Origin of the sequence: Bacillus alkalicellulosilyticus (genome assembly GCF_002019795.1) — a bacterium.
Taxonomy (GTDB): domain Bacteria; phylum Bacillota; class Bacilli; order Bacillales; family Bacillaceae_F; genus Bacillus_AO; species Bacillus_AO alkalicellulosilyticum.
Map to the genome: position 1 here is coordinate 366,925 of NZ_KV917381.1, position 26,001 is coordinate 392,925.

General features: G+C 37.0%; 26 protein-coding genes and 1 riboswitch. Of the genes, 16 read left to right on the top strand and 10 right to left on the bottom strand.

All coding sequences use genetic code 11. The features are described from left to right. The first annotated feature begins 3 nt into the window (after positions 1–3). Positions 4–210 carry a zinc ribbon domain-containing protein gene (locus tag BK585_RS01840; RefSeq protein WP_078551437.1) on the top strand — a complete coding sequence of 69 codons (207 nt, stop codon included), beginning with the start codon at positions 4–6 and terminating at the stop codon, positions 208–210. 192 nt (positions 211–402) lie between these two features. Here BK585_RS01840 and BK585_RS01845 read toward each other — a convergent pair whose 3' ends face one another. Both BK585_RS01845 and BK585_RS01850 read right to left on the bottom strand, forming a co-directional pair. Continuing rightward, positions 403–936, bottom strand: a complete 534-nt coding sequence (locus BK585_RS01845) for a DUF2812 domain-containing protein (protein WP_078551438.1) — start codon at positions 934–936, stop codon at positions 403–405. A gap of 5 nt (positions 937–941) precedes the next feature. After that, the gene (locus BK585_RS01850; RefSeq protein ID WP_078551439.1) at positions 942–1,274 is read right to left on the bottom strand and encodes a PadR family transcriptional regulator; all 333 of its coding nucleotides are present in this window, start codon (positions 1,272–1,274) and stop codon (positions 942–944) included. A 310-nt stretch (positions 1,275–1,584) separates the two neighbouring features. Here BK585_RS01850 and htpG point away from each other — a divergent pair, with 310 nt between their 5' ends. From htpG to BK585_RS01880, 6 genes are all read left to right on the top strand, one after another. Then, complete coding sequence (htpG, locus tag BK585_RS01855) at positions 1,585–3,465, top strand: molecular chaperone HtpG (protein ID WP_078551440.1); 1,881 nt, start codon at positions 1,585–1,587, stop codon at positions 3,463–3,465. Between the two features lie 343 nt (positions 3,466–3,808). After that, positions 3,809–4,426: an SGNH/GDSL hydrolase family protein gene (locus BK585_RS01860; RefSeq protein WP_078551441.1), complete on the top strand. Its 618-nt coding sequence runs from the start codon at positions 3,809–3,811 to the stop codon at positions 4,424–4,426. Positions 4,427–4,440: 14 nt separating this feature from the next. Further along, a complete protein-coding gene (locus tag BK585_RS01865; RefSeq protein ID WP_078551442.1) occupies positions 4,441–4,680 on the top strand; it encodes a glutaredoxin family protein in 240 nt (79 codons plus the stop codon). 178 nt (positions 4,681–4,858) lie between these two features. After that, the gene (locus BK585_RS01870; RefSeq protein ID WP_078551443.1) at positions 4,859–5,578 is read left to right on the top strand and encodes a hypothetical protein; all 720 of its coding nucleotides are present in this window, start codon (positions 4,859–4,861) and stop codon (positions 5,576–5,578) included. Then, a complete protein-coding gene (locus BK585_RS01875) occupies positions 5,575–6,327 on the top strand; it encodes a hypothetical protein (RefSeq protein ID WP_078551444.1) in 753 nt (250 codons plus the stop codon). The genes BK585_RS01870 and BK585_RS01875 overlap by 4 nt, the downstream gene beginning before the upstream one ends. An 88-nt stretch (positions 6,328–6,415) precedes the next feature. After that, on the top strand, positions 6,416–7,357 hold the full coding sequence (locus BK585_RS01880) for a TRM11 family SAM-dependent methyltransferase (RefSeq protein ID WP_342744271.1): 942 nt from the start codon (positions 6,416–6,418) through the stop codon (positions 7,355–7,357). A gap of 8 nt (positions 7,358–7,365) precedes the next feature. On the opposite strand, the gene BK585_RS01885 is transcribed toward BK585_RS01880, so the two are convergent. Next, positions 7,366–8,238, bottom strand: coding sequence for an AraC family transcriptional regulator (locus tag BK585_RS01885; protein WP_078551446.1), 873 nt, complete (start codon positions 8,236–8,238; stop codon positions 7,366–7,368). A gap of 121 nt (positions 8,239–8,359) precedes the next feature. Between BK585_RS01885 and BK585_RS01890 the strand changes: the two genes are divergently transcribed. Together BK585_RS01890 and BK585_RS01895 are read left to right on the top strand one after the other, a co-directional pair. Beyond that, on the top strand, positions 8,360–9,439 hold the full coding sequence (locus BK585_RS01890; protein WP_078551447.1) for a Gfo/Idh/MocA family protein: 1,080 nt from the start codon (positions 8,360–8,362) through the stop codon (positions 9,437–9,439). Between the two features lie 5 nt (positions 9,440–9,444). Continuing rightward, positions 9,445–10,287 (top strand): sugar phosphate isomerase/epimerase family protein, encoded by an 843-nt coding sequence (locus BK585_RS01895; protein WP_078551448.1) that lies wholly within the window; start codon positions 9,445–9,447, stop codon positions 10,285–10,287. Between the two features lie 204 nt (positions 10,288–10,491). On the opposite strand, the gene BK585_RS01900 is transcribed toward BK585_RS01895, so the two are convergent. Both BK585_RS01900 and BK585_RS01905 read right to left on the bottom strand, forming a co-directional pair. Next, on the bottom strand, positions 10,492–10,944 hold the full coding sequence (locus tag BK585_RS01900) for a hypothetical protein (protein ID WP_078551449.1): 453 nt from the start codon (positions 10,942–10,944) through the stop codon (positions 10,492–10,494). Between the two features lie 16 nt (positions 10,945–10,960). Further along, positions 10,961–11,428, bottom strand: a complete 468-nt coding sequence (locus BK585_RS01905) for a DUF2243 domain-containing protein (RefSeq protein WP_078551450.1) — start codon at positions 11,426–11,428, stop codon at positions 10,961–10,963. 329 nt (positions 11,429–11,757) lie between these two features. On the opposite strand from BK585_RS01905, the gene BK585_RS01910 reads away from it, so the two are divergent. The 3 genes from BK585_RS01910 (at position 11,758) to BK585_RS01920 (ending at position 14,051) form a co-directional block, all read left to right on the top strand. Beyond that, on the top strand, positions 11,758–12,579 hold the full coding sequence (locus BK585_RS01910) for a basic amino acid ABC transporter substrate-binding protein (RefSeq protein WP_078551451.1): 822 nt from the start codon (positions 11,758–11,760) through the stop codon (positions 12,577–12,579). 96 nt (positions 12,580–12,675) lie between these two features. Beyond that, on the top strand, positions 12,676–13,332 hold the full coding sequence (locus BK585_RS01915; RefSeq protein ID WP_078551452.1) for an amino acid ABC transporter permease: 657 nt from the start codon (positions 12,676–12,678) through the stop codon (positions 13,330–13,332). Then, positions 13,329–14,051, top strand: coding sequence for an amino acid ABC transporter ATP-binding protein (locus BK585_RS01920; RefSeq protein ID WP_078551453.1), 723 nt, complete (start codon positions 13,329–13,331; stop codon positions 14,049–14,051). The genes BK585_RS01915 and BK585_RS01920 overlap by 4 nt, the downstream gene beginning before the upstream one ends. Positions 14,052–14,229: 178 nt before the next feature. Here BK585_RS01920 and BK585_RS01925 read toward each other — a convergent pair whose 3' ends face one another. The 5 genes from BK585_RS01925 to BK585_RS01945 form a co-directional block, all read right to left on the bottom strand. Next, positions 14,230–15,105, bottom strand: coding sequence for a C39 family peptidase (locus tag BK585_RS01925; RefSeq protein WP_245805765.1), 876 nt, complete (start codon positions 15,103–15,105; stop codon positions 14,230–14,232). A 336-nt stretch (positions 15,106–15,441) separates the two neighbouring features. Then, positions 15,442–17,754, bottom strand: a complete 2,313-nt coding sequence (locus BK585_RS01930) for a thiamine pyrophosphate-dependent enzyme (RefSeq protein ID WP_078551454.1) — start codon at positions 17,752–17,754, stop codon at positions 15,442–15,444. An 18-nt stretch (positions 17,755–17,772) separates the two neighbouring features. Next, complete coding sequence (locus tag BK585_RS01935; protein ID WP_078551455.1) at positions 17,773–18,783, bottom strand: 2-oxoacid:acceptor oxidoreductase family protein; 1,011 nt, start codon at positions 18,781–18,783, stop codon at positions 17,773–17,775. A gap of 403 nt (positions 18,784–19,186) precedes the next feature. Then, positions 19,187–20,479: an MEDS domain-containing protein gene (locus tag BK585_RS01940; protein WP_078551456.1), complete on the bottom strand. Its 1,293-nt coding sequence runs from the start codon at positions 20,477–20,479 to the stop codon at positions 19,187–19,189. A gap of 102 nt (positions 20,480–20,581) precedes the next feature. Then, positions 20,582–21,610 (bottom strand): HD-GYP domain-containing protein, encoded by a 1,029-nt coding sequence (locus BK585_RS01945; protein WP_078551457.1) that lies wholly within the window; start codon positions 21,608–21,610, stop codon positions 20,582–20,584. 184 nt (positions 21,611–21,794) lie between these two features. Next, positions 21,795–21,877, top strand: a riboswitch (cyclic di-GMP riboswitch). A 43-nt stretch (positions 21,878–21,920) separates the two neighbouring features. On the opposite strand from BK585_RS01945, the gene BK585_RS01950 reads away from it, so the two are divergent. From BK585_RS01950 to BK585_RS01965, 4 genes are all read left to right on the top strand, one after another. Next, positions 21,921–22,811 (top strand): hypothetical protein, encoded by an 891-nt coding sequence (locus tag BK585_RS01950; protein WP_078551458.1) that lies wholly within the window; start codon positions 21,921–21,923, stop codon positions 22,809–22,811. A 173-nt stretch (positions 22,812–22,984) separates the two neighbouring features. After that, positions 22,985–23,674: a response regulator transcription factor gene (locus tag BK585_RS01955; RefSeq protein WP_078551459.1), complete on the top strand. Its 690-nt coding sequence runs from the start codon at positions 22,985–22,987 to the stop codon at positions 23,672–23,674. A 3-nt stretch (positions 23,675–23,677) separates the two neighbouring features. Then, entirely contained in the window at positions 23,678–25,030 is a 1,353-nt protein-coding gene (locus BK585_RS01960; RefSeq protein ID WP_078551460.1) for a sensor histidine kinase, read from the top strand. A 77-nt stretch (positions 25,031–25,107) separates the two neighbouring features. After that, positions 25,108–25,803 carry a PepSY domain-containing protein gene (locus BK585_RS01965; RefSeq protein ID WP_078551461.1) on the top strand — a complete coding sequence of 232 codons (696 nt, stop codon included), beginning with the start codon at positions 25,108–25,110 and terminating at the stop codon, positions 25,801–25,803. The last annotated feature ends 198 nt before the right edge of the window (positions 25,804–26,001 follow it).

The following is a 26,001-nucleotide window of genomic DNA, read 5'->3' on the forward strand; positions in this document are numbered from 1 at the left end:
GAGTTGAAAAAAAGAGGTTGTATTAAATGCGGTGGAACTGAGGCCGCGACAAAAGAAATTGCTACTACTGGCAACGGGTTATCAAAAATGTTTGATATTCAACATAACAAATTTCTAGTTGTATATTGTAAAAATTGTGGGTATTCTGAGCTTTATAATAAAGAGTCCTCGACAACATCCAATGTCATTGATTTCTTCTTCGGGGGATAAAAAAAACGTTTCTACTAACCTTACAGTCCAGAACAAAAGTAGAATAATGAAGGCACTGAAAAGTACAAAACAACTTTTCAATGCCTTTTATTTATATGGCAATGGCTTCACTCGTTGCATTGCAAAGAGGGAACTGTAAAATGACTTTTTTCAATGCCCTTGAAAATCAATCTTTTGTTGCGGCTTCGCTTTCTATTTATTAACACGGCTAAGTCTTGATATTTTATATAAATAAGAAACATAGGGCATACCAGTAAATACAAGCACAACAACCGAGAATAAGAATAAAATGATCACCGTCCATTCTAGGATAGACGAGGTATATTCTAAGAGTGAAAAGTAGAATAGAATAATGGCAATTGGCAAAGTAGGAAACAATACTTTAGCCATTGCGGTCTTTTCGCGGTTATATTTATCTACTAAGCTTAGGTTATCGGTGTAAATAGGTTTTGTTCCCGTTGGGGCTTGGAAGAAATGAAGTTGGTTTGATATCGAAAAAACATGAGTCCAACCTGCTGCATCAAACATGTCAAAATACTCTTGGTCGGGGTTTAACCGATTATCCACACTATACTCAATATCACAAGGTTCACCTTTTTGTAATGTATAGCCTAAAAAGCTAGGTTTCTCTAAAAGCCAGCCTTTTTTCGCCCACTTACTTAATTTTTTCATTTCTTTTTTCTCAGCAAAAGCTAATCCTCCACTAGCAATATATTTTGTTTTCATCTTCTTTACACTCCCTTTTGTTTTAAGATTTGTTCTGCATGAGCAACCATTTCTCTCCGGCGGTCCACCTCTTTTTTTAATATCTCGATGCCATTTTCTGTGGTCACATACGTTTTCTTTTTATCGATGTTTTCTTCAAGCAAGTCAATTAACCCAGCCTCTAATAACTTTCGTAATGTTGTATATAACGAAGCAGGCCCAATCGATATCCGGTTGTTTGTTAATTCCTCAATCGATTTCATGATGACATAGCCATGCTGAGGTTCCACTAAAGACAGTAAAATATAATAGGCTGTATCTGTTAATTCGCCCATTTCTAATGAGTCGTTACGGGGCAAAGTTTTTCACTCCTTATATCGTTTAATGATATATCGTTAAATGTATTATATCGTTTAATGATATAATTAGCAACCAAAATAAGCAAAAATAGGAAAATGGGAGGCCACTGAAAAAATACAAACCAACTTTTTTAATGCTCTCGGAAAATAGGCTTCTTTTTGGACATTCGATTTCCGTTTTTTAGTGGTAAATTATTGACAAAAATAAGACTGTATGTAAAATAATAATAGGAATTAGCACTCGGAGACCTTGAGTGCTAAAATAGAATATAGCTACTTATTTTAGTAAAGTTTGAAAGGAGAACTAACAATGGCGAGAAAAAAGCAATTTAAAGCAGAATCCAAACGTTTATTGGAAATGATGATTAACTCTATTTATACGCAAAAGGAGATTTTCTTACGTGAATTAATCTCAAATGCAAGTGATGCAATAGACAAGCTCTATTACAAGGCCTTAACGGATGAGAACCTTCAGTTTGACCAAGACAGCTACTACATAAAAGTAACACCAAACAAAGAAACAAGAACGTTAACCATTACTGATACAGGTATTGGGATGACTAAAGAGGATTTAGAAAATAACCTTGGGGTCATTGCGAAGAGCGGTTCACTAGCTTTTAAAAATGAAAATGAAATCAAAGACGGTCATGATATCATCGGCCAATTTGGAGTTGGATTTTATTCAGCTTTCATGGTAGCTGATGTTGTGACAGTGGTTAGTAAGGCGTATGGAAATGATGAAGCATACAAGTGGGAATCCACGGGTGCAGAAGGTTATACGATTGAGCAAGTGGAAAAGGACTCTGTTGGAACCGAAATCACGTTAACAATCAAAGAAAATACAGAAGACGAAAATTATGACGAGTTCGTTGAACAATATCGTCTGCAATCTATCATTAAAAAATATTCTGATTTTATTCGCTACCCGATAAAAATGGATGTGACCGGCCAACGCCCGAAAGAAGGAAGCGAAGATAATGAGCTAGAGGAATATACAGAAGAGCAAACAATTAATAGCATGGTGCCAATTTGGAGAAAGAACAAAAGTGAGCTAACAACAGAAGACTACGAGAATTTCTACCAAGAGAAGCACTATGGTTTTGATAAGCCGCTTAAGCACATTCATATTAGTGTAGATGGAATGGTTCGTTATAATGCAATCCTATATATTCCTGAAAACATTCCTTTTGATTATTATTCTAAGGAATTTGAAAAAGGGCTAGAGCTCTATTCGAATGGCGTTCTCATCATGGATAAATGCTCAGACCTTCTACCAGATTATTTTAGCTTTGTGAAAGGGATGGTTGATTCAGAAGATTTATCTCTAAACATCTCAAGGGAAATGCTGCAGCATGACCGCCAACTAAAAATGATTGCTAAGAACATTAAGAGCAAAATCAAAAGCCAACTTCAAAGTTTACTTAAAGAAGAACGTGAAAAATATGAAAAGTTCTATGAGTCATTTGGTCGCCAGCTGAAATTCAGTTTATATAATGACTTCGGGGCGAACAAAGAGGAATTAAAAGATTTAGTCATGTTCTACTCCTCAACTGAGAAAAAACTAGTGACGCTAGAAGAATATGTATCAAGAATGAAAGAAGACCAAAAATATATCTACTATGCAACAGGTGAATCACATCAACGAATTGAACGCCTTCCACAGACTGAAATGGTTGCTGAAAAAGGCTTTGAAATTCTTTACTTCACGGAAGATATTGATGAGTTTGCCATTAAGATTTTACGTGAATACCAAGAAAAAGAATTCAAGTCTGTATCAAGTGGCGATTTAGGAATTGAAGAAGACAACGAGTCTACAGAGACAGAGCAAGAAGAAAACAAAGAGTTGTTTGAGGAAATGAAGAAAATCCTTTCTGGAAAAGTAAAGGACGTTCGTATCTCTAAACGCTTACGTAACCACCCAGTTTGCATAGCAACTGAAGGTGAAGTATCGATTGAGATGGAAAAAATCCTAAAAGCGATGCCGGATAGTCAAGATGTGCAAGCGGATAAAATCTTAGAAATCAATAGCAACCATGAAGTGTTTAAGTCACTAAAAGATGCGTTTGCAAATGATAAGGAGAAACTCAGCTTGTATACGAACTTACTGTTTAACCAAGCGCTTCTCATTGAAGGCTTGCCAATTCAAGATCCTGTTGAGTTTACAAACGATATGTGCAAGATTATGGTATAACGCAAAAAGGTGTTCCAAAAAGTCATTCGTGACTCTTTTGGTACACCTTTTTTGTGGATTTGGTGCTTACGGGCACACAGTCCGCTATTTCAAGAAAAATGCTTGATTTTCACCGCAAACGGACACAGCAGCCTCTATTTTATAGTTTTAAGCGTGATTTACAGTGTTTTTTTCGAAATAAGGTCATCTGTGTCCGATAGATTAAAAAACGATGTTTTTTGCCCAAATAGCGGACTCACGGTCCGATAGCTAGCACCTACTATTCTCAAAATCAAACGGTTACTCTTTTAAGTTAAATTGTGGTAAATTAGGTGTAATACACTTTAGTAAAGGGGACATAAACATGTTTTCAAATGAAGACCGTATTTTATTTATTGGCGATAGCATTACAGATTGTGGGAGACGTGAGGATCCAGAGCAGGTAGGAGATGGCTACGTTCGCCTGATTCGTGATTATTATTATGTCATCAGTCCAGAAGCGAATTACACAGTTATTAATAAAGGAATTAGTGGAAATCGTGTCACGGATTTAGCAGCACGTTGGAATGAGGATGTTATTCAAGAGCAACCGAACTGGGTATCGATATCGATTGGGGTTAACGACGTCTGGAGACAAATCGATGGTTACACAGGAGAACAGGTTCTTATTGATGAGTTTACACAAATTTATTCGCAATTGTTAACGGCTGTAAAAGAAAAGACAAAAGCAAAACTAATCCTGATGGAACCAACGATTATTGAAGAAGATATTAATTCAAAGGGAAATCAACTTCTTGTTCCATATGTGGAAGCGGTGCATCAGTTAGCCAAAGACTTCGATGCCATTGTGGTTCCAACCCATCAAGTTTTCAAAAGCTATCTAGAACTCAATACCGGGATTCAACTTACGACTGATGGAGTTCATATGACATCGGTTGGAAATATGTTAATGGCACAAACGTGGCTAGAAGCTGTTCGATAAGAAAGGGGAAGACAATGGGAATAACAGCAATCGTTTATTCAACAAAAGGTTGTATTGAATGTGATTATGTCAAACAAATGCTTGATGCTGAACACATTGAATATGAAGTGCGTGATGTTCTTGCGAATAAGGAATATCAACAAGAGGTTGAAAAATTTGGATTCTTAGGCGTTCCAGTTACGGTTGTGGGAGGAAAAGCGGTAAAGGGGTTTAACCCCGAATTAAAGGAATTAATCGAGCTGGCCAAAAAGTAACGGATGGTAGGGGTAAGTTCAATGCTTGAAAAGGTCGGGATTTGTAAAGTATGTAAAAAGAACATATTCTGTGACAACGGCTTTCTCCAGGGCGTGGTAAATGAAGACAAAACGCTAGTTTGTTTTTCATGTAATCCTCTTACCGAAAAGCAGAAGTCAAAATAGGTAGGTATTATATATGAATGTGAATATTGAAGGGGTTACAAATGTAGCAGAGGCCATAACTTCTCTACTAGCCTATGGAATTATCTTTCTCCTATTCTATCGACTATACATGAAACAAGAAAGTAAGCCGGTTATTTGGAAAGCGATTGTTGTGGCACTCGTTGGCTTTTTTACGTTTTCAATTCATTGGGAAGAATCATTTCGTATACCGATTCTACCACTTGGGGTTTGGATCGTGTTGTGGTATGCAAAAGCAAGAAAAGGGGCTTGGAAGAGATATCGTAAATTTGCTTGGCTAGGCTTTTTCTCTAACTTTATTTTTCTAGTACTATCATTACTGACGATTTTGCTTCAAGATGCATTTTATCCAAAACAACACCCTGCTACTTACTTAGCAAGTTTTGAAGAGGTTGAGATCATTTCAATACATCCATCCGCAATGGAAGGGGTCCAAATAGACGAAGCTCGTTTGGAAGAAGCAATTGATAATCTTGTTGTCAAACCGATAAACGGTATTCAATGGTACAATGATATGACTTTACACTATGACACAATGGAAGTAGCTGAAAAGTTTCCGTATATGTTAACGGGTGTTTCCGCAAAATGGGGAAGTGGAATTGATGTGACTATATATGTTGAACATGACGGACAAGGCTTGCTCATTACGACGAAACAAACCCAGCTATATATGCGTTCGAATCAGTCGCTTTTCAAGGAGGCTGAGACAGAGTGAAAAGAAAACTATTACTAGTAATTGGCGTCCTAATTATGGTCCTACTAATTGGGAGTTATATCCTTTCAACTCCAGTAACACCAACTGCTTTTCCTACAGAGGAGGAGTTAGTTTCGAGAATGAATAGCGCGATGAGTCGTACAGATATTGAAATTCAGGATATTCTCTTTCTTGACGATGAACATGTCTTTGTTCCTTTTATTGTAACCGATGATATCCGTGGAGTTAGCTATTGGTCATGGGAAAAAGATAAGTGGATACTCAATGAAATAGAAGATAGGGGAGAGCCTAAATTATGGAGGCTTGACCCAAGTGATTATTCCACTGCTTTTCTTGTATGGAATGTACAGCCGAAAGAGTATCCGGTAGAAATGGCTTTTTATCTTATCCAGGATCGCAATGCTAGAGGTGGGTATGCGTATAATTCGTATACTCCAAGAATACAAATGGAAGAAACAGTGATGGTTGAAGAAACATCATATGGTATCTTACGATTGCCTACTACATGGCAAACGGTGATAAAAGAGGCTACCATTGGGCAAAACCTTTCAAGTTCAGACTTTTTTGATTTTTACGATTATCACACAGATAGTATTTACGTTGGCCATCTAGCACGTAATCTAAAAGGGGAAATAGATTATTTTGATACCCAAAACTATACGTCTAGTTACCAATTTAACACAATACATCTTGACTATGTACAATATTTAAATGATATTGACCTAGAGATTAAACCCAAAGAACAATAGAAAAACAGATATCGCTCTTATCAAAGAGTGGTATCTGTTTTTTAACTAGTGTAGACTTGAACAAGTTAATGAAAAAAGGATGAACAACATGCAAAAATATGAACCCCACTATTATATATACACCCTATCTTTTACCGATGAAGAGCAAGAGTTATGTGAGTTAGAAATGAGGGCTTTATTTGGAATGCAGCCTACAACAAATCTCCTCACAACCACTCGTAAAATAAACCCGAGTCGTAGTCCATTTATAAATGAGCGCCTTGGTGTGTTAGTGACTGCTTCGTCGTTTCATCACTTGCTTGAACAATTGCCAGTGTTCAAGTTTGAAGAATCATTCAAAGTGACCTTTATCCAAAATCGCTCTATGAAGAAAACGCCTTACAAAGAGAGAAGAGAAATTGAAAAAAGGGCAGGCTTGCTGATTAAGGGAAGGGTTCATTTGCAACAACCAGATTTGCTATTAGCTGTGATGCAAGTTCCAGAGGGATGGGTATTCGGGATATATCATAAAGCCGAACCGATTTGGCATAGGCATCAGGATAAGCCTCACCATTATTCCACAGCGTTAAGTACACGTGTAGCGAGAGCTCTAGTTAATATCGCCGTTCCAAACCCTCAGGGGATTAAAGCGATTGACCCATGCTGTGGAATTGGGACAGTACTAATTGAAGCTCTTTCCATGGGTATTGATATCGTAGGTAGTGATATCAATCCGTTAGTTCTTCAACAAACGAGAGAGAATATAGCGCATTTTGACTTTAATACAGAGGTAACTAAATTAGATATAAGAGAAGTCACGGGAAAGTATGATGTTGCGATTATCGATATGCCTTATAATTTGTGCTCCGTTTTATCAGATACAGAGAAACTTGAGATGCTTCAAAGTGCGCGCAATTTTTCAAAAACAGCAGTCTTTGTCACCATTGAACAACTTAATCATGTGATTGAAAAAGCAGGATTTAAAGTGGTAGACCGCTGTGTTGTAAAAAAAGGAAAAACATTTTTGCGAGAAATTATCATGTGTAATTAAACATCGCATTACACATGATAGCCCTTTCGATACTCTATTGGAGAAACCCCTTTACGTTCTCGGAATACCCTGGAGAAGGTTTTATAAGAACCAAACCCAGATTCAAGTGCAATTTCTGAGATATTCAATTCAGTCGTTACGAGTAAGCTGCAAGCATGTCGAATTCGTAAGTCATGAAGAAAATCAACAAAAGTCTGGCCGAGCTTCGATTTAAACAAGTCACTCAATGAGGATACACTTAAGTGGAAGTGTTGTGCGATGAGTGGCAAGGATAGGCGTTCTCGGTAATGCACATGAATGTATTGAATAATATCCCATATGACTGCTTTTTCTTTCTTTTTATTGGATACATCTCTTGCAGGAATTGAGACAGCTGGACGGCGAAAGCGGTCAAAGGTAATAATGACTTCCACTAGCTTAGCGATGATTAGTTCTTGCTTCCATAGCCTATCTTGCTCGTATTCGCTTACAATGTCTTCAACGATTCCTTTTATTTTTTCATAGATTTCACCTTGGAATTGAATGAAAGCAGGAAGTTTTTCGTCAGCTTCAAATAGTAAATGATTAATTCCCTGGTAACGGCTTGTTGATGTGAACAGTTCCATTCCAAAATTGCAATTTATAAGTTGTAACGTTTGTCCTGGATCCGTAACGATTTCATGTATTTGATAAGGCATCACAAACGTAAAGGTACCAGGCTTCATCGGATGAACGGTGTCGTTAATCAATTCATAGCCAGAGCCAGCAACAACTAAAGAAAATTCAAAAAAATCGTGTCGGTGAGCTTCGAATCCTGCTGTTAGGATTTTACGGTCGATATGTAAGGGAAACGTTGAATTGATAGAAGGGAATTCGGTTAAATGTTTAGGTATAGATGTCATGAAAAAACTCCCTTTGGAAAAAATGAGATAGATTTTAGGCAAAATGACAAGACTTTAATTTGAATTTATTTTACCATACAAGTAGCAAAAAATTATATTTCAAACTAGCGGAGGTACTCTCATGTCAAAAATAAAAATCGGTGTTATCGGTGCAGGAAACATTGGAAACGTACACTTAAGTATATTTGATCAATTGCAAGAAGATGTTGAAATTAAAGCGATTACAGATGTATTTTTACCCTTAGCGAAAAAACGTGCAGAGGAATATGGAATACCAACAGTTCATGAAACACCAGAGGCGCTTATCAATGATGCAAGTCTGGATGCAGTCATTGTGGCTGTTCCTAATAAATATCATGCCCCACTGACGATTCAGGCGTTAAAAGCTGGAAAGCATGTCCTCTTGGAAAAACCAATGGCGATTAATGAAAGCGATGCCAAGGAAATTCTACTAACTCAACGCCAAACAGGAAAAATCGTTATGATACCTCACCAAATGCGATGGGAGTCTATTCCGATGCAGGTGAAAGAACAAATTGATAGAGGAGAGCTTGGTGATATCTATCATGTGAAAGCAGGTTGGTTCCGTCGTAAAGGGATTCCTGGTTGGGGAACATGGTTTACACAAAAAGCAGAATCAGGTGGTGGCCCTTTAATTGACATCGGCGTACACTTGCTTGACTTATCTCTTCATTTAATGGGTAATCCGAAGCCTGTCTCAGTATTTGGATCTACATATGCTGAGTTTGGGCCCAAAAAGAAAGGAATTGGAACCTGGGGAACACCAAATTGGAATGGAACTTATGATGTGGAAGACATCGCAACAGCTCTAATTAAAATGGAAGATGGTAGTTCATTAACACTTGATGTGAGCTGGGCCGTTCATATGGATACAGATAACAACCCATTCGTTCACTTATTAGGCTCAGAAGGTGGAGCTTCTATCCGTGGTGACAAAGGGAAATTATTAACGGAGAGATTTAACCAAGCGATGGAAATTGATTTGCAAAAGCCTGAAGAGCAGGAAGGCGAAGAACGTGTTCGATTAAGTCGTCACTTCGTTGAATGTATCCGAGAAGGAAAAGAACCCATTTCCTCTGCATTAACAGGGTATACCAATAACTTAATATTAGCTGCAATTTATGAATCTTCACAAACAGGAAGAGAAGTTATGTTAAATTGGGATGTAGAGGAGGAGTAAACTTCATGCTAAAAGGTCTGTCTAAAGCAGGAATTGGAACGATTGATGAAAAAGACTTCATTCGGCTCGCGTCTTTGCATGGTTTTGATGCCATTGATACAGATGGAACCTCATTAGTTACCCTTATTGAAGAAAATGGTCTAGAGCAGGCGAATGCTCTATTGCAAGAAAATCACATTAAAATTGGCACGTTCGGACTCTCTGTACAATGGAGAACAACAGAAGATGAATTCAAAAGTGGGCTGAAGCAATTAGTCGCAGAAGCTGAAGCCGCAACAGCTCTTGGATGTACATCCTGCATTACGTATATTTTACCGTCAACGGATTTTAATGCTGCTGAATTTATGGCTGTGGCGACACGACGCCTTAGAACATGTGCACAAATACTAGGATGTTTTGGGATTCAACTAGGATTAGAATTTGTTGGACCTCATCATTTGCGAACTCGTTGGGCAAACCCATTCATATGGGATATGAACCAAACCTTATCTTTTATCGAGGCTATCGGTGAAAAAAATGTTGGTTTATTAGTAGACTCGTATCATTGCTATACAAATGGAATGACCAATGACGACCTTACTCAATTAAAGGCACACCAAATTGTTCACGTTCATATTAATGATGCCAAAGACATACCTGTAGAAGATTTACTAGATAATGACCGGCTTTATCCTGGAGAAGGAGTCATAGACTTAGTCGGATTTTTATTAGCGTTAAAGCAAGTCGGCTATACGGGACCTGTATCTCAAGAAATCCTAACTCAATCTCCTCCGATAGAATATGCAGAAGTCCTTGTGAAAAAATCAGCAGAGTTATATCAGAAGCTATTTAAAGCAGCAGGAATGTAAAACAGAGGGCACTGAAAAGCTCGGTTTTTAACTTTTCCAGTGCCCTCAGATTTATTAACTTTTTCCAGTGTCCTCATAACTACCTTTTATCCCGTCCCTCTTTTTCTAGCAAATAGAGAAACGGGTGTCCGAACGTAGGGCCTCTTTGTCTACTAAGAGAACCAAGCTCGGGGACGTTTTAAATATGTAACCGTATCGCACACCTTAGTGAACTTCAAATGCAAATGTCGTTGCTATTTCTTTGTCGTCATAAACAAGGGAGCTGTGATTATTTGCATGAAGGGTAACGGCTACAACATAATGGCCAGGCTCAAGATATCCAAGATTATAATATTCACCATATAAGCGGTTCATCATTTCACCATTAATATACAGGTGAGCATGTCCTTCGTTAAAAGAGACATCATCACTGCCTGTTTTTTCAGGCGTAAACTGAAAGTGTTCGGTGTTAATTTTTATATACCATGAATGAGAAGCATCTTGTTGAACCCACCCTGTTATCGAAGGGGGCTGGGCATCGTCATGAATAATGATTCGTTCATGGGTGGAGGAGTGATGCTCGTGACTGGATGAATGATGGTGTCTACTTTCGTTATAAAAGTAAAGAACTGTTGAAACAAACGATAAAATAACGATAAAACTAACTAATCGATACATAGAATCTCCTCCTTGCCTATACAGATAACTGCTCTGTTTCCGTTTTCTTTACTCGTTTAATCCATAAGCCAGCTAATAAAAGAATTGCTCCGGATGCAAGGAAAGCTAAATCATACATAAGGGGATTGTCAGCATCAGGTCGTACGCGGTGAATTTGAAGGAGATGATGATTGATAATTCCTTCCACAAGATTAAAGATTCCACCACCAATGAAAAACCAGCCTACAAGCAAACGAACGCCTCTATGGACGTCTGTTGGATTGCCGGCAACCCACAATAAAACGCCACCAACCACTAATGTGATCGTTGTTGCCAAATGAAAAATACCATCACTAACAATTTGTCCGCTTCGGTCTGTATCCATAATGACACTATGCCACTGTAAAATTTGGTGAAATAAAATGCCATCCATTGCACCTAAAAACCCAAAACCTAACACAAAACTACCAATCTGTAATAAACGGCGTTTCGTATACGCACCCATCACATCGTACTCCTTTTCTAGTAATTACTACTACGATCGCCGAAATATTTAAATTCTATACATTTTTTTGCATAGAAATATTTTAGAAGAATACTAGAAAAAAAGACTGATTTTGATTCGCTGAACATATAAATATAGGACGATGAGTGATATTGTTTCAATATCTTGTTTATCCTGGATTTTTCTACCTGCAGAGGAAAGATAAATACACAATTTGTTCGTAATATAATATACAAATATATTGATAAATATTAATAAATCTATATAATAATAAAAGTAGATAAAGAGATTGTTAATAAATTATTATTTTAATATATAGGAGGATAACGATGAAAAAGTTATTTAGTGGGATTGTTGCATTGTCATTACTTGCACTAGCAGCATGTGGATCAGCAGATACTCAAGGCTCTGGAGGAAATGAAAGTTCAGAAGCGGAAGAAAGCAAAAAAATCGTCATTGGTACAGATGCAGCCTTTGCTCCATTTGAATTTTTGGACAAAGGTGAAATCGTAGGATTTGATGTTGATTTAATTTCTGCTGTCTTAGAAGAAGTAGGATTGGATTTTGAAATTAATAATGTAGGTTGGGACCCGATTCCTATTATGTTAAACAATAACGAAATTGATATTGCTGTTTCTGCAATGACAATTACAGAAGACCGATTAGAAAGTTTTGATTTCTCTAATCCATATTTTGAATCAACTCATATGATGGTATTTAAAGAAGGAACAAATATCACAAATGCAAATGATCTTGTTGGCTTAAAAATTGGTGTTCAAACTGCAACAACAGGCCAGACAGCGGCTGAAAAAATCGTTGGAGAAAATGACTCATCAATCTCAAAGTATGAAAATACAGCTGTTGCATTTATGGCGTTACAAAACGGAGATGTTGATGTTGTTGTAACAGATAACGTAGTGGCATTTGAATATGTTCAAAACAATCCTGAACAAGAAGTTATAGCATTAGATGATACTACTAACTTTGATGCAGAATACTATGGTTTCATGTTTAAGAAAGACAACGACCTAAAAGCACAAGTTAATGCAGGTTTAAAAACTGTCATTGAAAATGGAACATATAGTGAAATTTACGAAAAGTGGTTTGGTGAACAACCAAATGTTGATTTGTTATTAGAACTTATGGAATAATAAAATAAGAATCAATAGCGTAACGAGAATCGTTACGCTATTTTTACGACTTATATACATATCTGAAGTGAATTAATGAAGATAGGAGTTATTGGTATGAATTTTAATTTTGAACTAGTCCGAGATTGGATGCCTTACTTTTTAAGTGGGATGATGTGGACCATTGTAATGACAGTGGGAGGCATCTTAATAGGGATGGTTTTAGGCTTATTTATAGGTTTAGGAAAATTACTTGAAAATATTTTTCTTAGATTACCTTTTATATGGTATATCAATCTATTTCGTGGAACTCCATTCTTAGTACAAATCTTTATTTTACATTTTGGTGTGATGCCCATTGTTATGAACTCTCCAAACGTTATTGTTACCGGGATTGTAGCGTTATCCCTCAACTCAGCTGCATACATTGCAGAAATATTTAGAGCAGGTATACAATCGATTGATAAAGGACAAATGGAAGCTGCACGCTCACTTGGGATGACACATTGGCAAGCAATGAAGGAAATCATTTTGCCACAAGCATATAAACGAATGATTCCACCTTTAGGAAATGAATTTATTGTGTTGTTAAAAGAATCCTCCTTATTAGCGATTATTGCGGCACCAGAGCTTATGTATTGGGGACGAGCTATGCAAGGAGCAACGTACCGTGTGTGGGAGCCTTACTTAACGGTAGCTCTAGTGTATTTAGTATTAACCTTATCCTTAACTTATTTTGTCGATTACCTAGAGAGGAGATATAAAACAGAATGATATCGGTAAAAAATCTTAAAAAATCGTTTGGTGATAATGAAGTCCTAAAGGATATTAATGTTGAAATTAAGCCGCAGGAAGTAGTCGTAGTGGTTGGACCTTCAGGTTCTGGTAAATCAACATTTTTACGGTGTTTAAATCTCCTTGAATCGGTAACGGGTGGCCAAGTCATTATTAAAGGAACGGACCTGACAAGCCCAAATACAAATATTAATGAAGTACGTACAAATGTTGGAATGGTGTTTCAACAATTTAACTTATTTCCTCATAAAACAGTCCTACAAAATATCACGATTTCGCCAATGTTGGTGCGTAAGTGGGACAGAAAACGAGCGGAAGAAAAGGCGCTTGACCTTTTACGAAAAGTTGGGTTAGAGGAAAAAGCATATGCTTACCCAGATTCGTTATCAGGTGGTCAAAAGCAGCGTGTTGCCATTGCGAGAGCACTTGCAATGGAGCCAGAAATCATGTTGTTTGATGAGCCAACATCAGCACTTGACCCAGAAATGGTGGGGGAAGTATTAGAGGTTATGAAGCAATTGGCTAAAGAAGGAATGACGATGGTAGTCGTTACTCATGAAATGGGTTTTGCCCGTGAAGTAGGAGATAGAGTAATTTTTATGGACGGTGGTTATATCGTTGAAGAAAATGTACCTAGCGAATTGTTCACAAATCCTTTGCATGAAAGAACAAAAAGCTTTTTAAGCAAAGTGCTTTAACTCATAAAGGAATTGAAAAACCGCTCAGATAAAAGGTCTGAGCGGTTTTTATTATATTTAAAAATACTTGGGTTATTCGAAGAAGAGCGATGGCGTCGTTCGCTACGCGTCACACAAAAGAATCCCACTTATGTAGCCACTTCGCGCATCGTTTTAAAAAACGGCTTTGCTGGTTTTACTATTCTACAATTGTTATTGCTTGCTGACCCATTTGAATCCAGGCTTGTTCAAAATGTTGAATCGATGATTTCTTATTTTTTACGCCATCCAGAGGATCGTTAAAGTAAATATAGTCTTTATCATATCCAGTGAGAACTACCGAATGCTCATGGTATGTAATGTTAAGTGGGCCAGTTGGAGTTTGCCAAGTTTGAAAGGAGCTATCAGGTAATTTCTTATATCTTGTATTTGTAATAACCCACACTGGATCTCCTTGTAGGAGTGGGAACAAAATGTCTTGAAAGTCAGCACCAGTCATATCGACAACTCTGTCTGGCTTATACACCTCTGCAAGCTCACGAATCGGTCCATGATATACTCCGTAACCAGGTTTTTTTATGTTATACATATCACCAACAAAACCAGTGTATGGATTTCCAAAGTATATTACTCCATCAACTACTTCATAAGGTGTTTCATCCTTTTTGACTTGTTTCGCTAAATCGATTTTATTAACGTCTTCACCAGAAAAGTGAAGCAACATCGCTAAACTAGTCACTTCACAGCCACGAGGTAGCTCGGGTAGCTGGTTGATGACGGGAATATCTAATAAAATGTTTGAAGGCATTTCATCTATATCATTCCAAACTATTCCGGCATCTTGATAATGAACTTCTCCACCATCAATTGATTTGGCAAAGGAAACAGCATCTTTATACTGTGGGAAGCTATCTACTAAATAGCCATCCTTATAAATTGAGAACGGCTGAGGAACCTCGCTTGTTGTTATCATCGTGTTCGTTTGGGTTGAAGCGTGAAAAGAAAAAGCAACCCCATTTTTATAAACATAAGTAAGTAAAAGAACGCTGGAAATCGTGAATACACATCCTAACAAAAAAATGGAACTCTTTCCGCCTCTCTTACTTAATGAATAGAAAAGGAACATATATGAGATAGTCACTAAACTACATAGAAAAATAACAAGCAAATGGTTCACCTCGCATTAAGGATAATTCTTAATAGGATTCTACCTTTATTTTGCTTAAAAAGAAATAACTTCATTCATAAAGCGTTAGGAATTAGATGTAATGGGAATGCCGAAAGATGAAGGGAGAAGGAGATTTATACTTACGATTGTCGTATAGAATGAAGGAGGGTGAGACAAAAGGTTTATTTACCCTTTTGTCTCACCCTCTAAGTGATAGCAAAACCAATATATTACTATTTGATCTTATAGGTAAGGACTTTCATGTTTTGCTTTTAACATTTGCCAACGTCGTTCAACTTCTTGGTTGAAGGTGTTGAGCATTTCTTCGCTTTCAGCTTTTAATAAGTGTTTTGTTTTACCCATTAGCTTCAGCCATTCAGCCATATCGACACGCTTCTTCTTGGCTTCTGGGTCGTACGTTAATGTTGTAACTCCGTGCTCTACCTCGTAAAGTGGGAAGAAACAAGAGTTTACGGCGGCTTCGACAATCGTTTGTCCAAGCTCGTCTTTTGACTTCCAGTTAAGTGGACATGTAATTAAAATCTTACCGTACACTAACCCTTCATTTTGAGCATACCACTGGGCTTTTGCCGCTTTTTTCAACAAGTCACGGTCAAATGCTTCCGTACCAGTGAACACATATGGAATGTGAGTCGCAGCCATAATTTGAGCTGTATCTTTATGATGGAACGGCTTCCCATTTTGGAAGCTACCCACATTAGATGTACTCGTCATATGTCCCATTGGAGTAGAGTAAGAAAGCTGACTTCCTGTGTTCATGTAACCTTCATTATCATACTCAAGGATAATCATTTTATGATTACGTAACGCCGTACCAATTGCAGGTCCCATACCGATATCCATACCGCCGTCGCCTGTAACCATCACGAACGTAAAGTCATCACTTAAGCCTAATTCATCAAACTCTCCACGTCGTTTACGTTCATGGAACATTTCAACAAGACCAGACAACGTAGCAGATCCGTTTTGGAATAAGTTATGAATGTATGTTGCTTTATGAGCACTATAAGGATAACCAGTTGTAACAACCATTGCACAGCCTGTATGGAAGAGAGCAACGATATCTCCTTCGATTCCTTTAAAGAAAAGCTCAAGTCCAGAGAAGATACCACAGCCAGGACAGGCCCCATGACCAGATGCAATACGTTTTGGTTTTTTCGTTAAGCTACGTAATGGTGGAATTTTCACCTTTAGTTCGCCTGATTTTTCATCTGGTGTAACTGTAATTAATCCTGTTTTTAAATCTTCTTTTTTCATTGGATTAAGAACACGTTCTGGTGCAAACTCAGCTTTTCCAGGATTGTGTCCAAAATAGTCAAATGGTTTATCAACAGCCATTTTCTCAGCTGCTTCTACGGCTAATTGGAAGAAGTGTTCAGCATCATCTGCATAAAAGTCTTTCCCACCTAAGCCATACACTCGGTTAATGACTTGAGTTGAACTATTTCCATGTGTTTGTAAGGCAGCACGAACTTCAAGCGCCATGTTCCCACCGTGTGCACCATAAGAATCTGCACGGTCTCCAACAGTTACTGCTTTAATATTTTTCAATACGGCAGCTAGCTGTTTTTGTGGGAATGGTCGAATAATGTTAGGTGAAATAACACCTGCTTTTATACCGCGAGCACGTAGCTTGTCAACGACATCCTTACATACTTCAGCTGCGGAGTTTAGCATAAACACAGCCACCTCAGCATCATCCATTCGATATAAATCAAGGACAGGATATTCGCGTCCTGTTAATTGAGCGTATTCTTTTGAAATTCTCTCAAATACTTCTTCAGCCTTGTACATCGCTTGAGATTGTTGGTAACAGTTGTTAATGTAGTCTGGCTCATTCATGTATGGTCCAATTGTTACTGGATTGTCACGATCAAGGGCATGAGGGAAATTCGTTGGTGGTTCACCAATAAATTTCTGAACGTCTTCTCGAGTTTTGATGACTTGTACTCTTCTTTTTTGGTGAGATGTAAAATAGCCATCAAAAGAAACAATTACAGGTAAACGCACTTCAGGATCTTCTGCTAGTTTTATAGCAATAAGATTCATATCGTATACAATTTGAGGATCACGAGCCATTAAAATTGGCCAACCTGTATTTAACGCAAAGTATAAATCAGAATGGTCACCATGAATGTTAAGCGGTCCAGATACTGAGCGATTTACAAGGTTTAATACCATTGGAAAACGAGTTCCTGATTGAACAGGTAATTGCTCTAGCATATATAAAAATCCATTGGCACTCGTGGCATTAAATACACGACCACCACCAGTAGAAGCACCATAACAAATACCTGCAGAGCCATGTTCCCCATCAGCAGGAATTAACACAATATCGTGTTCACCTTTTGCTTTCATCGCATCTAAAAATTGAGCGACCTCAGTAGATGGTGAAATTGGGTAATAACCCATCACATGATAATTAATTTGGTGTGCAGCATAAGCTGCCATTTCATTACCAGATTCAAACACAATGCTTTGTTCAACGGTTCCTTTTGGTACTTTTAGATTTTCTCTATTTAAGTCAATTGACATTCGGTTTCCGCCTTTCCCTTAGTTTTTAATGGCCAAGTCAAATAGATGGGGTACACGGTTCGTTTCTGCATAGCCATCATCATGCTCACGCTCATCGGTTAAAGCTTCAACCGGACAGGCTTGAACACACTTCAAACAGCCTTTGCAATATTGATAATCAATTCCCTGTAAAAACATTTGCGGTCTTCCTTTTTTATCTGCTTTTTCTTCCCATACAAAGCAGAAGTCAGGACAGACTGTATCACAGGCTGCACAGTTAATGCATTTATCATCATGAAAATGAGGCAGCATACCAGCACGTGAGATACTTAAATCTTTTAAAATACTATTTCCAGGGTTAATTACCGTTCCTCCGATGGGTTGTGTTTCAAAGCCAAGGTTTGGTTCATGTCTTGTAAACGCTTTCGGTTCAACTCCATCTTCAAGTTCAAATGTTTTAAATTGAACCTCTTTAAATCCGCGGTCAAACGTACGGATATTTGGTTCTACTAGATGTGGATATTTGTGCTCGAAGGTACGACGAATCGTATTTCTCATTGAATCAGCGTCTAAGAAATCAAGAATACGATAAAGAGCACCCATCATAGCTGTATTTACTTTCGTTTGTTCTTCTAATGCAATTTCTGTTGCATCAATAACAGCAATTGTTCCGCCTTGGATGTCCATCATTGCTTTAAGTTGTTCAGGTGATTTTTTAGAGTTTACTAGAATGACACTGTCTGGAAAAATTCCACTTGTACAGTCTTGTGTTTTGAAAAGAGCATCATGAAAAATGCCAACAACGTGGGGACGTTCAATAGGTGTTGTGTCTCGAATGTTTGTCTCCGGGTCACAAAAACGAATATGTGCTTTTACAGGGGAGCCTTTTTTCTCAGATCCGTATGATGAAAAACCAACTCCATTGAGTCCGTTTCCGACAACGCCATCCTCAGAAAGCATCTTTCCTGCCAAGTTGGCTCCTAATCCACCGATAGATTCTAGACGAATTTCAAAGAAGCCAAGTTCATTTACTTTTGGTAATTTTGTCAAAAGTATTCCTCCAATCTTGATAGGGATAGTGTGTTTTAAGTAGGTTTCAAATGTTGTAAATTTTCAATCAATTCAGTAATATTATTGTAACAGGTACTGAATTCAAATACAACAGAACTTTGGGTATTGAAACAAAATATACAAAATTAGGTGTCAATATATTGATATGAGTAGTTTTTGTGAAACATACCAGCTAGCATTATAATATGCTGTTGGTATAGTACAGGTGATATTTGTACTGTAACAGATGGGAGGCTTTGGAATAATAATAAGAAAAACGTATTTTAATTACCAACTTCCTATTTCAGTGCATGAGGAAAAAACGAGGGTACGGAAATTGAATTTCCATACCCTTTAGTTAAAGCGAAAAAAACTGGTGGTACTAGTGAAAAAATCTAATAACCTAGATAGGAAATACTACTTGAATAAATGTCCCTTTTCCAGGCTGAGATTCAACAGATATCGTTCCATTAAAATGGGAGACTAGTTTATTTACCATGAAAAGTCCAATCCCTTGGCCTGGAACAGCAGCATCGTTTTTTTGATATTTCTGAAACAATTTATCTATTTGAGTAGGGGCAATTCCAATTCCGTGGTCGATCACTTCAATGATAAGAAATTCGTCACTAGTATAGCAGCGGAATGAAACGATTCCGCCTTCATAGCTAAATTTGATGGCATTGCTAAGTAAGTTTGAAATGATTAGTTTATAACCCATAAGGTTTCCTTTTACTAAAAGGGAATCAGGAATGTGGATTGTTTTCTCAATGTATATATTTTGAGTGCGAGCCTTGACCTCCATGATTTCAAGTACTTCTTTAATCGGAGTTATTATCTTTAATAGCTTGTGCTTCCAAAACGTATCGCTTGTTAACATTTGTTCTGTTTCAATAATATGATGAATTTCATGGTCAATGGCAACGGAATAGTCCTCTATTAATCCAAGACGTTCTCTCATACTTGGGTCGTTTGTTTCGGATTTTAGAATCGTAGCAAATGATTTAATAACAGTAAGAGGATTTCGGACTTCATGAGCAACTACATGAATAAAATCAAGCTTTTGGCGATAGAAATCGATTTCAGACTCAATTTCTCTCTGTGTGGTTAATGAAGGAAATACAGTTTCTTCTAACTGATTATAAAGGGGAGATTTCACTAGTTCTTTATCGGTCATAAAGTATTCATGGCTTCGAAGCATTTCTGTTTGAGTGACAGAGGACACTTTATTTCCATCATAACAACAAACAGTCATATAGCCAATTTCATTAACGGAAATATCAGCGTGTTGTTCATAATTATTAAGTTCTTCGGAACATGGTTTCTCGACCCAATCAACAAACCCCCATATACGAACAGAAAGGTTTTCGTCAACGTATGGTTGTAAGGTCTTTTTAAAATTATGTAATATACGTTCGAAGTGAAAATGACCGTACATTTCATAAAAATCATAGTTGTTTACATACTGTACAATACTATTAATTTGTTCCTCATGTAATAAATCTTTTAATTTATTCAGTACAGATTGATAGTGTGTAAGGTTATCAATATAGACAACACGTTGATTCATTGTATTGGCTAACATTATGAAAGAAACAACATTGTCTATGTATTTTTCTTCGTCTTGATAAAAATATAAAATGTGGGACCCATCATTAATTTGTATATTTTTAGTCAAGGAGATTGTCTTTGATTTCAAATTTACCTCACCTCCACTAAATTATAACTAAAAAAAGTAGAATTGTCCTAGAAAATAAGAGTATACAAAAGATTTAGCCTTTGTATACCCATTGCATTAGTTTTATATAAGTGTTGCGATAGTAAGAGATGAATCTCTTCGTAAATCAATATACTTTTCGTTCATGCGCACCAATGGTTTGTGAGGTTCATCATCGTGAATAAAGATAATTTCAGCTACTTCACCATTGTTTAATGTGACAGATTCATAGAGGTGCTGCCTCATAATATATCGTATAAAAGGAACAACAATGGAAGGGTTTAATCTATTACCTAACGACTCGTTGACCAATTCAAATACGGAAGCAAATGAAGTTTTCTTTTCACCATAAGGTTTCATACTCATGGCACTAAAGCAATCAGCTACAGAAACAATTTGGATAAAAAAAGGAATTTCACTTTCCTTTAAATGTGATGGATAGCCACTACCATCAATCCTTTCATGGTGCGAACGGGCAGCTTGGTGGACAAGAGGGTCTAGGGGCTCAAGAATTCGAAGTAAACCGTATCCGAACAGCGTATGTTCTTTTACATCATCATATTCGCTACTTGATAGAGGACCGTCCTTTTTAGTCATTAATGGGTCAACATGAAGCATTCCAATGTCATGAAATAATCCCATCGTTGATAACAAATACCAATCACTCTTCGGCAAAGCTAAGCACCTTCCTATTAAAGCTGCAATAATTCCAACATTCATACTATGTTGATATAGGTGATCATCTGGTTTAAATTCGGTGTTTAGAAGTCGTAACAAAGACACATCCGCTAAGGCTGAAGTTACGAGCTTGTGATATTCTAATAGAATTGATTGCACATTAGTCATTTCTACTTTGAGGATTAAATGAAAAGCTTCTTTAATCTGTTCTAGGGTAGAAAGGTAGTTTTTTTGATTTTCAATAGAAATAGCTTTAGCAGAGGGTCTTGCTTTTTCAACAGCCACACTTTTACCAAAACGGTACTTTTGTAGCGTTACAATATGAATCTCTTTTAATGTAATTCCTTGTTTAAGAAGTAGAATTCCTTCATTAGAATAGATATCCTCTTTTAACATGCTACCAACCAAATCAAAGGAAATATCAATTTGCTCCATAACTACATCTCCTCACGATTAAAGGAACATTGTATTTCTTCTCATTTTACCTTTAGCTATTGTCTTATTTCAACAAAATATTACAAAAATTTAGAGAATAAATAAGGAGAATTGTCGACAATCGTAAAATGTACTAATAAAAATAGAGACAAAAAGATAACGCTATCATATAATAAGTGTAATAAATTGATAAAGGCAAACTTGTTGAAAAGCAAGGACGCAAAGCTATGGGCCTAAGCGATATCGTACGGTTGCCAAGCTGCCAAACCTCATTTCGAGGCTTTGGGCCTAAAATGAGGAGAGGTATATAATGAAGAAGTGTAAGGCAAAAGTACTATGTATCTATTTTATTGTTATGGCAATGGTGATAGTTTCTTTTGCAAAACCGGGTGAGGCTAAAACTATGGAGAAAGCTACTTGGCTCTGGGATACGTATGAAATTGTTCATCATCAAGCTGACGTAGTAGCATTTCTGATTGAACAAGGAGCTACAACTGTATACTTACAAATTAATAGAGACATACCAATGAATCATTACAGAGCTTTCATTCAACGGGCTAATAGTGTTAATATAAAAGTTCATGCGCTTGATGGAGCACCGAGCTGGGCTTCCAAGAATGGAAAAAGGCAATATCAGCCGTTACTAGATTGGTTAAGAACGTACCAACAGCAAGCACATCAAAATGAAAAGTTTACTGGTATTCATATTGATGTAGAGCCTTATCTATTAGCAGATTGGACAAGGAGTCAACAAAGAACAATTGAATTCTTTCAAGAAGTAGTGATTGATTTTAGAGTGTTATCAAGTCAGTTATCAATAGAATTTGGTGTAGACTTACCATTTTGGTTTGATGAAGTCTCCTTTTCAAATAAAACGTATGGCAAAGGAATTCTATCAAACTGGGTCATTGACCAATCTGATGTTGTAACCTTAATGGCCTATCGTAACTTTGCAGAGGGACCAAATGGAATTATTGAATTAGTAAGAAATGAAATGACCTATGCCTCAATTAAGGGCAAGAGCATTGTTGTTGGTGTTGAAACAATGGCATCAAATGAGGGTTCTCATATTAGCTTTTTTGAACAAAAGCATAAGTTAAATACGGAACTGGCGAAAGTAACTCAAGCATATGCCAATTCAGCAAGCTTTAAGGGAGTGGCAGTTCATCATTATAGTAGTTGGAAGCAATTAATGAAATAGGGTGACGAGGCAGGGACAGAAGGTTGTTATTACCTTTGTCTCTGCTTTTATTTGTTATACTACTTTATCTTCATTCAATAGTAAGTGGTTTGTATCTTTCAGGAGGATTTCTTGACAAAAGGCTTTTCCTTGCAGTATTAAGGAAGTAATAGAAAAGATAGAGGAGCAAAAAAATGGCGGGAGAAAAAATCTTGGTAATAGAAGATGAAACAAAAATTGCTAGAGTCCTTAAGTTAGAGTTGGAACATGAGGGATATAGCGTGAGTACTGCGACAACGGGTACACAAGGATTGGCCACTTTCCAAGAACAAAAATGGGATTTAGTGTTATTAGATGTAATGCTACCAGAATTAAATGGTTTAGAAGTTCTTCGGCGAATTCGAACAACAGGAGATGCAACACCAGTGATTTTGTTAACCGCACGGGATTCAATACCAGATAAGGTAAGTGGACTTGACCAAGGTGCCAATGATTACATTACTAAACCATTTCAAATTGAAGAGCTATTAGCGAGAATTCGAGTATGTTTGAGAGTACAAACAAGAACAGATGATACGCTTCAAAAGCAGGAATTGAGGATTGCTGATTTATCTGTAGACGAAATAGCTCATACTGTCACAAGAAGAGGGAAGGAAATTGAACTGACACCGAAGGAATTTAATCTTCTCGTTTTCTTGCTAAAGCATCAAAATCAAGTCCTTCAACGTGAGCAAATTGTAGAACATGTATGGGGATATGATTTTCTGGGGGATACAAATGTAGTTGATGTGTATATACGGTATTTACGAAAAAAAGTAGACCAACCATTTGATGTGCCACTGATTCACACAGTTCGCGGAGTTGGGTATGTCATTAAGGAGTAACGGATGAATATAAGAACGAAAATCCAAATTGTATCTACGGTCACTTTACTTCTTTTGGTTGGAGTAATTAATACTACTATTTATTTGGTTTTCAATCATCTTATAACAGAAGAAGAGTTGTCCAAACTTCAATCGAGAACAGAAAATATTGTAGAGGTATTACAATCTTCAACTGAAATAGAGCATACAAACTTATTACGAGCCTATCTCCCTGGTAACGGAATGATACGAGTGATAAATGAAGACCAAAGATCGATTACAACCATAACAAAGGAACCAGACCTTAGAAATGCGTTTGAACCGACGTACATCCAAAAACAACTAGCAGAGGTATATCATATTCAAAGCAGTGTGTATGCGGTAGTATATTTTCCTATCATTTGGGTGGATGGTAGGGTCGTTACATTAGAAGTGACAGAAGAAGTAACGACGACTTATCGCATGCTAGATTTGTTAAAATATGTATTGCTTTTGGCTTCATTTGTCGTTGTGGTTCCAGCTTTTTTAGCGGGACGTGTTGTTAGTACAATTGTTCTACAACCAATAAATCGTTTAATAACGACAATGGAAGAAGTTCGGCAACAAGGAGTGTTTAAACGGTTACCATTTAAGAGAAAATCAGAGGATGAATTATTTAAACTAGGAAATACGTTTAATGAAATGATTAGTATTCTTGAACAAAACTATGAGAAACAGCAACAATTTGTGTCCGACGCGTCTCATGAGTTGAAGACTCCTTTAACCGTTATAGAAAGCTATGCTAGTTTACTTAAAAGATGGGGGGCGAGTAAGCCGGAAGTTCTAGAAGAATCAATTGAAGCCATTCATTCAGAAGCTGTTCGCATGAAGGAAATGGCTATTCAAATGCTTGCCCTTGCCAACAACCAAAATCAATGGGATATAAAAATAGAGAAAGTTGACGTAGTAAAGATGTGTGAGGAAATTAGCAAAACGATACACCATGCCTATGAACGAGAAATTATAGTGAATAGCACCAAAACGGCCATTGTGGAAGGTGATATTGTAAAGCTTAAGCAGTTGTTTTTTATTTTACTCGATAATGCAATGAAGTTTAGTAATGGGTCAATTGAAATTGACATAAGCTCTGAAAAAAATCTCGTTACTATATCAGTGAAAGATGAAGGGGTAGGGATTCCTGAAGCAGAGGTTGGACATATCTTTGACCGATTTTACCGAGTTGATAAAGCAAGGAGCCGAGACAATGGAGGAACGGGGCTTGGTTTAGCTATTGCGAAAAAAATTACCGAAGCCCATCAAGGGACCATTAACGTAGAGAGTAAAGAAGGAGAAGGAACCGTTTTTTATATTACTCTTCCTGTTCTCCAACAATTCTAATCTAATTTTAATGTTATTGTAAGTTGTTTTTAGTTTCGATGACATATACTCAATAAAAAACTAAGGTGATGTAAAATATGTTTCGAAGAAGAAGGAAGACCCTCATTGTTGCTTTCATTGTCATTGGATTGATTCTTAGCATTCAACATTTTGTGGTCAGTCAAGAACAAGAAATGGTAAGCGAGAGAGAAGTAACAGACCTAGTATCACGTCTATACGAGGGTGAAATAGAAAGTATTAATCTTGTTTCGAACGGTTCAGATGATAAATATGTTGTCTCTTTTATACAAGAAAATAAAAGGTTTGAAGTTACGCTCGATAGCTACTCAGGCAATGTTATTCATTTAAGTCAAGGTGAAGAAATAGTAATCAACGAAACTCAGTTGTCGGAAGACGATGCAAAGCAATTAGCGTTACAAGAGGTTCCAGGAGTAATCAAAAGTGTAACTGAAAAGGCTAGAGAAGATGAGATGTTTTATGAAGTAGTCGTTGAAGCGACCGACGGAAATTACCTTGTTACCATTAACCAGGAAACAAAAGTTGGTAGTTCTTCAAAGATAGAGCAGGAAGAAACGATAAACAGCGGTATTATTAGTGAAGAAGCAGCAGTAGAGATTGCACTTTCAATAGTCGCTGGGAAAGTTGATGATATCGAACTCGAAATGGAGAACGGACTTTTAGTGTATGAAATAGAGATTGAAACTGAACAAGATGAAGATGTTGATATTATCATAAATGCCTATACTGGAGAGGTTCTCTCTGTAACCTGGTAGTCTTAGTTAAGAAGTAATATTATCCAAGCAATCAAGGCTGATAAGGTTAGATTTCTAACTTTTTCAGCTTTTTTTACTCGTTTCATTAATAATGGCCATGGATGTCCGTTTAAAAAGTATGCATCTAAACTAATCACTTTCTAATCGTTTTTTAATCTTACTTTCCGTAATTCTTAATGTGTGTTGCTTACAATGTAA

Bases quoted from the DNA above. Each gene is read 5' to 3' on its own strand.
- BK585_RS01870 (WP_078551443.1), top strand. From the start codon at position 4,859: ATGAATGTGAATATTGAAGGGGTTACAAATGTAGCAGAGGCCATAACT.
- htpG (WP_078551440.1), top strand. From the start codon at position 1,585: ATGGCGAGAAAAAAGCAATTTAAAGCAGAATCCAAACGTTTATTGGAA.
- BK585_RS01960 (WP_078551460.1), top strand. From the start codon at position 23,678: ATGAATATAAGAACGAAAATCCAAATTGTATCTACGGTCACTTTACTT.
- BK585_RS01900 (WP_078551449.1), bottom strand. From the start codon at position 10,944: ATGTATCGATTAGTTAGTTTTATCGTTATTTTATCGTTTGTTTCAACA.
- BK585_RS01865 (WP_078551442.1), top strand. From the start codon at position 4,441: ATGGGAATAACAGCAATCGTTTATTCAACAAAAGGTTGTATTGAATGT.
- BK585_RS01910 (WP_078551451.1), top strand. From the start codon at position 11,758: ATGAAAAAGTTATTTAGTGGGATTGTTGCATTGTCATTACTTGCACTA.
- BK585_RS01895 (WP_078551448.1), top strand. From the start codon at position 9,445: ATGCTAAAAGGTCTGTCTAAAGCAGGAATTGGAACGATTGATGAAAAA.
- BK585_RS01860 (WP_078551441.1), top strand. From the start codon at position 3,809: ATGTTTTCAAATGAAGACCGTATTTTATTTATTGGCGATAGCATTACA.
- BK585_RS01915 (WP_078551452.1), top strand. From the start codon at position 12,676: ATGAATTTTAATTTTGAACTAGTCCGAGATTGGATGCCTTACTTTTTA.
- BK585_RS01890 (WP_078551447.1), top strand. From the start codon at position 8,360: ATGTCAAAAATAAAAATCGGTGTTATCGGTGCAGGAAACATTGGAAAC.
- BK585_RS01965 (WP_078551461.1), top strand. From the start codon at position 25,108: ATGTTTCGAAGAAGAAGGAAGACCCTCATTGTTGCTTTCATTGTCATT.
- BK585_RS01880 (WP_342744271.1), top strand. From the start codon at position 6,416: ATGCAAAAATATGAACCCCACTATTATATATACACCCTATCTTTTACC.
- BK585_RS01955 (WP_078551459.1), top strand. From the start codon at position 22,985: ATGGCGGGAGAAAAAATCTTGGTAATAGAAGATGAAACAAAAATTGCT.
- BK585_RS01930 (WP_078551454.1), bottom strand. From the start codon at position 17,754: ATGTCAATTGACTTAAATAGAGAAAATCTAAAAGTACCAAAAGGAACC.
- BK585_RS01905 (WP_078551450.1), bottom strand. From the start codon at position 11,428: ATGGGTGCGTATACGAAACGCCGTTTATTACAGATTGGTAGTTTTGTG.
- BK585_RS01885 (WP_078551446.1), bottom strand. From the start codon at position 8,238: ATGACATCTATACCTAAACATTTAACCGAATTCCCTTCTATCAATTCA.
- BK585_RS01945 (WP_078551457.1), bottom strand. From the start codon at position 21,610: ATGGAGCAAATTGATATTTCCTTTGATTTGGTTGGTAGCATGTTAAAA.
- BK585_RS01845 (WP_078551438.1), bottom strand. From the start codon at position 936: ATGAAAACAAAATATATTGCTAGTGGAGGATTAGCTTTTGCTGAGAAA.
- BK585_RS01920 (WP_078551453.1), top strand. From the start codon at position 13,329: ATGATATCGGTAAAAAATCTTAAAAAATCGTTTGGTGATAATGAAGTC.
- BK585_RS01950 (WP_078551458.1), top strand. From the start codon at position 21,921: ATGAAGAAGTGTAAGGCAAAAGTACTATGTATCTATTTTATTGTTATG.